General features: G+C 57.7%; 6 protein-coding genes and 1 pseudogene. 5 read left to right on the forward strand and 2 right to left on the reverse strand.

What is annotated here, in order from left to right; translation table 11 throughout:
• Positions 1-98: 98 nt before the first annotated feature.
• Positions 99-377 (reverse strand): hypothetical protein, encoded by a 279-nt coding sequence (locus tag IVA91_RS32250; protein WP_247279341.1) that lies wholly within the window; start codon positions 375-377, stop codon positions 99-101.
• A gap of 576 nt (positions 378-953) precedes the next feature.
• On the opposite strand from IVA91_RS32250, the gene IVA91_RS32255 reads away from it, so the two are divergent.
• Complete coding sequence (locus IVA91_RS32255) at positions 954-1220, forward strand: hypothetical protein (RefSeq protein WP_247279342.1); 267 nt, start codon at positions 954-956, stop codon at positions 1218-1220.
• A 282-nt stretch (positions 1221-1502) separates the two neighbouring features.
• On the opposite strand, the gene IVA91_RS32260 is transcribed toward IVA91_RS32255, so the two are convergent.
• Positions 1503-2153 carry a hypothetical protein gene (locus IVA91_RS32260; RefSeq protein WP_247279343.1) on the reverse strand — a complete coding sequence of 217 codons (651 nt, stop codon included), beginning with the start codon at positions 2151-2153 and terminating at the stop codon, positions 1503-1505.
• A gap of 617 nt (positions 2154-2770) precedes the next feature.
• Here IVA91_RS32260 and IVA91_RS32265 point away from each other — a divergent pair.
• The 4 genes and pseudogenes from IVA91_RS32265 to IVA91_RS32280 all read left to right on the forward strand — a co-directional run.
• A pseudogene (locus IVA91_RS32265) lies at positions 2771-3320 on the forward strand (transposase); the annotation flags it as partial.
• 193 nt (positions 3321-3513) lie between these two features.
• Positions 3514-3717, forward strand: coding sequence for a hypothetical protein (locus tag IVA91_RS32270; protein ID WP_247279344.1), 204 nt, complete (start codon positions 3514-3516; stop codon positions 3715-3717).
• Positions 3718-3966: 249 nt separating this feature from the next.
• The gene (locus IVA91_RS32275) at positions 3967-4200 is read left to right on the forward strand and encodes a hypothetical protein (RefSeq protein WP_091894168.1); all 234 of its coding nucleotides are present in this window, start codon (positions 3967-3969) and stop codon (positions 4198-4200) included.
• A gap of 664 nt (positions 4201-4864) precedes the next feature.
• On the forward strand, positions 4865-7067 hold a 2203-nt coding region (locus IVA91_RS32280; protein ID WP_247460299.1), incomplete at its 3' end, for an Ig-like domain-containing protein.

Raw genomic sequence — 7067 nt, forward strand, 5'->3', positions numbered from 1 at the left:
CTTTTGGGCCGTCAAAGCCCGAAAGTTTGCAATCCCCAAGACCTTCTCGCCCCGAAAACTGATTCTTGATCAACCGCTTGGAGGTTCTTCACGGACGACTAGTTGAGCAGGCAGGGCTTCTGCGGCTGGGCACGCGTCTCGGCCATCCAATCGTTCCAGGCTCGCTCATGCTTGACGTAGAGCTCCAGCCAACGCGCGCCGTGCTCGTTCTGCTGCAGATGAGGCTCCTGATCAGGCAAACCGGCGCGCAATCGCGCATCCGGATTGTCCAACGTTTCGAACTCTAGCGTCTCCGAAATCGTCAGGCCGACGAGAACACGCTGTCCCGCGCCATCTACGATGTATCGCCGCGGAGCGTCCTTCTTGGGTTCACTCATCTCGTCATGCCCCCATTCGCTTCAGTGAGAACCCCGAGTGCCTGCCGGCGAGCCGGACGGTGCCTAAAAGGCTCGTCGGGCATGGCCGAATGTTGAGGTGGGAGTCGAGGTCTCACCGGAGCTTGCAGCCCTTCGCTGGACGCGCCAAGCACGCAGCGCATATCCCAAGATGAGGCCAGCGCCAAAAATGGAAGCGGAGACAAATGCAGAAGCCATGGAGAGTCGTCCCGGATAGTCCGGGGACACATCAAGACCGAGCGGTGTGTCGACATCATGATTTTCGATGACTCCCGGCGCCGAAAGATTGCTCACACCTTGACTTCTTGTGTGCATGCAAGGCAATGCCGTGTCCGATCATCCACCCCCACCTCTCGTTTCGGCCGGCAACGATCCCACTCTATATAGAGATGCTCTTGCGAGCTTGCGGGCCCGAGGCTTTGATCGTCGAGCAGGAGCGATTCGCGCAGACCCCGCTTCCCGCAACGGGAATTTCGGGCCGATCGGTCGGCCGATGCCCTTGCAACCGTCCGGGAGCCGTGCATTATTTCGCATCGCATTTCGAAGGGATTCAATCCAATGAACTTCCGCGTGCTTATTCCATCCATTGCCCTGTCTGCTCTTGGCCTCACCTTGACCGCATCCGTGGCGCCAGCCGCCGAGCTCGCGCTTGGTCCGGCGCATCATCGGGCGGCTTTCGTCCAAGGCGGAGTTGTGCTGTGGGATGATGTCTACCCGCCCGCGATCTATGGTCCCCAGCTTCGCCCGGTCGAGGAAGTCGCGGCCATGAAGGCGCACGCACGGCCCGTGTCCCAGCGCTGGTGGGGATACTGGTACGTTCGGTAATTCGAGAGCGCTTGGCTGAGCGCAGCCTGGCTCTATCAACGACCGCCGCCGTTCCGGACACCCCGGCCGGCGGCGGTTTTGTTTTGAGCTGCGGGAGGACGGTCGACCCATGCCCGCCGCCCTTTCCAAAAGAACCCTCAAAAAACTACCTCCAATTACTTCAGGTACTTACGGGGATCGATTTGCGAAATTGCTCGTACCCCGCGAATCCTTTCTCGATACTCGCAAAATCAAGCAGCGAATTTGCGCTCGGTGAGCACCTGCCGTCGGGGCATGCCAGCTTCAGCCTTGAGCCTCGGGCTCGTTTGCGGAGTTGATTGATGCTTCAATCATGCGGACTGGAGACTTCCTCTTATGCATCATCACCTCGTCGGCCGCCTGCAATTTAAAGAACCGGTGCAGCTGCTGATCGATCAGTCGCTCGATGCGTTCTTCGGCGGCAAGGTCTGCGAACAGGCGCTTCTCGTTCAGCACCTTCGCAGCAGCTTCTGCGGAACGATTGCCTTCTGTAGTGGGGTGACGCGTGCGCACCATTGGAAGCAATACGCCGTCAACCTCTCTTTTAAGCGCAACGATCCATTGAGAAGTGGTCTCGTAGTTTCCTTCCGGGCAAGCCTTCTTGAGGTGTTCGGCGAATTCGGGGGGCAACATCTCAATTGCGGGCCGTAAGGTCGACGCAGCGCGGTCGCGATAGAGGCTGGTACTGAAACTAAAGAGCTCATCGTAATCTTCGCGGACGCGCCGAGAGCGCGTATTCGCCTCATTGAGCCTTGCCGCCTGCTGTTTCTTGTGTTCGAGCCAATCATCAGCGAGGGGCTGCGGGTGCTGCCACAGAACAGCATTTTCTGCACGATCAAGTTCGGCAGCCAGATCGAGTTCGTGCTTCTTCTGAATCCGACGCTTGCGCCACATCAAGAAAGCGATGCTCGCCATGCATTCTTCCTGGAGAGGGCCGTCGGGGCAATATTTCTCAATTAGCCGACGACGCAACCGGTCGAACTCGTCCGCGCTTTCCCAAGGCATCAAGTCGATCGAAGAGAAGGCGCCGTGCTTCAGGGCGCTCGGCTTCCTGGAGATGACAGCTTTCCGCGCGCTACCGGCGGCTCTTGTGCGAGGGCTGAGAGGCTCATCTCGAGACATGAGGTAACTTCTCCGTCTTGCTAAAGCCGACCTCCCCCTTTCGATTTTGTTCTGGAGTTAGAAAAATCGGCCAGGCGAGAGCCTGCTGCGGCATTCCCGTTGCCGATTCGGATACTGATCTTCCTACCGTTCGAGAAAGCGGTCTAGCTCTACCGTCAGAATGTCCACACTTTTGGAAGGCGCGGAGCTAGCGCGGGCTACCGACAAGCTGCAAGCGCACTACGCGCTAGCTAAAGGCGCCGGTCGGCCCGTCTGCCATACGCATGAAATCAAATGAACATCAACTCTGCGGCGAGCGTCACCAGCCAAAGCAGTAGGCCCACACGAGCAACACTATGCGGCGTTCAGTGGAAATTATACACAAGCTCAAAGTTCAACCGGAGAACTCGGAGACGGAAACGCTCGAGGCTGTAGCCGATCGCGGCTACTTCAACAGCCCGGAGATCCTTGCGTGCCACGAGGGCGGCATCACGGTGACTCTGCCCAAGCCCCTAACGTCGGGCGCCAAATCGGAAGGGCGCTTCGGTGCAGGAGTTTGTCTATTTGCCGGAAGAAAACGCCTATCGCTGCCCAGCTGGAGAGCGGCTGCCATATCGCTACACGAACGAAGAAGACGGCAAGATGCTGCGGCGCTACTGGACCACGGCCTGTCAAAGCTGCTCACTCGAGTCCCAATGCACGAGAGGGCCGGAGCGGCGGATTACACGATGGGAGCATGAGCACGTGCTCGATGCTGTGCAGCAGCGCCTTGATGCAAATCCACAAGCCATGCGCCAGCGTTGAGAAACAGTTGAGCATCCGTTCGGCACGATGAAGGCCCGCATGGGAGCGACACACTTCCTGACCAAAACGCTTTCGAAAGTAGCCGCCGAGATGGCACTATCCGTCTTGGCCTACAATCTGACGCGGGCCATGAACATTGTCGGGATCAAGCCGCTCATCGCTGCGATCGCGGCCTGAGACGCCAGTCCCGGACCTCATAACCCGCGTCCTCCTCAGACGTTTTTACACGGCCAAGACCCATAACGGAATTACGGAACCGCTACGGACCTGATGCATATTGGACGGTTCAAAAACACCGATAACCCTTCACTCCGTGGCCCGGCAGATGGTCTCACCTCGATGCGAGAACCAACAGCAAATTGCTCTTTGATTGAAAGAGGTTCTTGCATCGCTGATGCCTGCACCAAATTCTGGTTTACTCGATCCAGGCTACGGCTTCTTGGTCGAAGCGCCACGCTGGCTTGCCATTTCATCATCAGTGCTGTCCAACAAGGATTTCTTCATCGACGACTTTCGCTCAGCCACCCGCCGTTTGCTTGCGGACTCGCGAGAAGCAAATACTGACCTCACTTAGTAGCAAGCGTATTAGCACCCTTGGCTTTGTCGGGTGTGTTTTGCTGAGTCAATGCTGGAGACGAATTGAGCGGCGCGACGGTCGAAATCGCGAACAGAATTATCACTGTGAGCATGATCGATTTCATCGAAGATACCCTTCTTGACCCGCAGAGATTTATCTGCCATTTTAAATCCGACGCATTGATATAAAATATTTAAAATCACGTCTTCAAGAGATATTTTCAAGTATCGTTCCCCGGGATGGAAGATGATGGACGAGAAGATTGTCCGTTTGCGCACATATCAGAAGAACATAGATCGGTATGTGCGCCTGCTCGAAACGACGCTGACCGAAGTTGAACGGCAGTACATTGAGAGACGCTTGACCGAAGAACGATCGGCTATGGCGCTACTGTCTGCCTCATCGCTTCAGATGGCCATCGAGGCTAACGTTGCCAATCAGGCATGCAACCGCCAGCCCAGCTTCAACGCCGCAGAATAGTGCTAACATCGGTCAACCGTCCGCTGCGCAACTGCCCCGCAAGGGGGGATGCACAGAGATCCGGGTAGCGACGAATGCACGAATCTGCGCAAGCGACTGCGGTCCGCAACTCTATGCTGGCATGGCCAGGATCGGTCCGGTGCCAAGAGCCGATATTTTTCGATCCATTGCATCAGTGACGCGCCCGCCGATGCTCTCGGCCTGCTGTTGCTTGCACTGAGCAAGGACAAGCTTGGGCAGCGGTTACCTTTCTGATCCGGGGGGCTTGACTTAGATCAACTAACCTTCGGATGTGCCTCGGAGCGCGATTTCAACAGCCTTGCGAATTCGCTCACTTTGGCTGGGGGCGATGCCATCCAAGTGGTAAATCCGGCATAGCAGGCCGTTGATGCGCCTTACGATAACGCGGTTACTGGAATGTCGGTTGCGCGCGCGCACCAACTGACGCCGCACCTCGATCAGGTCAAGGCGACGAAACGCTCTTGATCGTACCATGTGAGTTGGACCTTCCGCACGGGTGCTAACGCTCTCGTTTGATCCGGGGTCGAACGATCATGGGCCTCAAACAGATTCAGGCGCCGACCGCACAATCTGTTTGCAGTTAATTAATGACGTGCTATTAACACAAAATTAATTAATTTCAATTTCCGAGTGGGGCGCCGATTTGAATACCCCATTAAATCAAACGTTCGATATTTCCGGATCTGAGGTCGCTTCGGAGTCCTTTGGCTTCCCTGAGCCTCGCCCAGCCAACGCGCTCATCATTCCTGACGCGCGTCTCCTGTTCTCAGGGGAATATGCACGTTCGGGCCATGATCTCATCATTTCCGATGCTAACCATCGACTCACGATCCCCAATTACTTTCTCGGTGAGAAGCGTTCGCCGCTCAGCTCTGCGGACGGCGCGCTGCTCGATGCAAGGGTTGTTGAAGCTCTCACCGGCCATCAAATCTTTGCTCAAGCCGGAGGAAATGCCGCCGCTGGAAAGGTGATTGGCCATGTCGCCACCATAACGGGCAGCGCCAGCATCGTTCGCAACGGCGTTACTATCGAGGCGAATAACGGGGACGTCGTCTATCAGAACGATATCGTGCAGACTGGAAGCAGCTCTACTCTCGGCCTCGTTCTGATCGACGGCTCAACGTTCAACCTGAGTGCCAACGCTCGCTTCATGTTGAACGAATTGGGGTATGAGGGGCAGAGTAGCGCGAGCGGTACCCTAGTCAGTCTGACGAGTGGCGCGAACCATTCGCTGTTCACCCTCGTCCAGGGGGCCGCCAGTTTCGTCGCTGGCCAGGTCGCCAAAACGGGCGACATGCAAGTCGCGACGCCTACTGCCGTGATTGGAATTCGCGGTACAGCAGTCATTCTTAACGTCGATGCAGTGGATGGACAGGTCTCGGTCTCCGTTGCCGATCAGCAAGACGGTCAAGTTCATTCCGTACAGGTCTTCAAATGTGTCCCAACGAACTTGCTTCAAGGCGTTTGTACCGCGGGGGATCCAATCGGGATAGTTACCAGCGACGGTCCATCGATGACCATCACGCCAACGGCCAATTTCGAGGTGACCACCCAAGCCATCAGTAAGAGCCCAAGCCAGGTTGCGCAGGAGTTCAATGCTTTTCAGCAGGTGTTAACGACCTACGATATCGGGAAACAGATCGCTCCAGACACTCCGGCACCTAGCGACGGCAAGCGAGGAGATGTTGATACAAAATCACTGCAGAAGTTCGCTGGGAGCCCGCCATCATCACCCACCGAGGCCCCGACTACTGTTGTTGCGGACGACGTGAAGGGCCAAGCTGGTAGCGGATCGATCACTCCATTTTTTGTGACTCTCGCTTCCATCACGGGAGCTTCTGCGTCCGCATCAAAACCGCTCGTCCCCACTTTGGATACAACGCAAGCTATCGCCTTGGTGTCGTTGGCACCTGTAACTATCGCCAATGCAGGTGGGCCAACCAATCAAGGAGGCCAAACGATCAGCGGAACTGTCGATGCGTCCCTCGTTGGAACGACAGTGACGCTGTACGATACCTACAATGGTGTCACCACACAAATTGGAACGGTGACCGTTGGCTCTGGCGGTGTTTGGAGCACGGCAGTCACTCTGGCAGGAGATGGCGACCACAGCATCGTCGCTTTGGACGCTAGTGCCAACGTTAGCACAAGCGTACCCGTTGTTTTCACCCTGGACATGACGGCGCCCGCGGTCGCGATCACCAGCGCGGGCGGACCGGTCAACCAGGCCAGCCAGACCATCACCGGCACGGTCGGCGTCGCCGATGCCGGCGCCACCGTCACCATCCTGGACGGCACCACCGCGATCGGCACCGCCATCGTGCAGAGCAACGGCAGCTGGAGCACCACGGTCACGCTCAACAACGGCCAGAACTCGCTGACCGCGCGGGTGAGCGATGCGGCCGGCAATACCGCGACCAGCGGCGCAGTGGTCTATACGCTCAGCACCACCGGCCCGACGGTGACCGAGGCCCTGGTCGCCGACACCGGCACCTCAGTCACCGACCACGTCACCGCCAACCCGGCCGTAAGCGGCACCGGCCTCGCCAACACCATGGTGCACTTCATCATCGACGGCAGCCCGATCGTGGCAACCGTGACCACCGATGCGCAAGGCGTCTGGTCGTTTACGCCGAGCGGGCTGGCCGACGGACCACACACCATCGTAGCGAGTCAGACCGACACTTTTGGCAACACCGGCAGCGCATCGCTGAGCTTCACCCTGGACATGACGGCGCCCGCGGTCGCGATCACCAGCGCGGGCGGACCGGTCAACCAGGCCAGCCAGACCATCACCGGCACGGTCGGCGTCGCCGATGCCGGCGCCACCGTCACCATCCTGGACG

Origin of the sequence: Bradyrhizobium sp. 153 (assembly GCF_023073835.1) — a bacterium.
Taxonomy (GTDB): Bacteria; Pseudomonadota; Alphaproteobacteria; order Rhizobiales; family Xanthobacteraceae; genus Bradyrhizobium.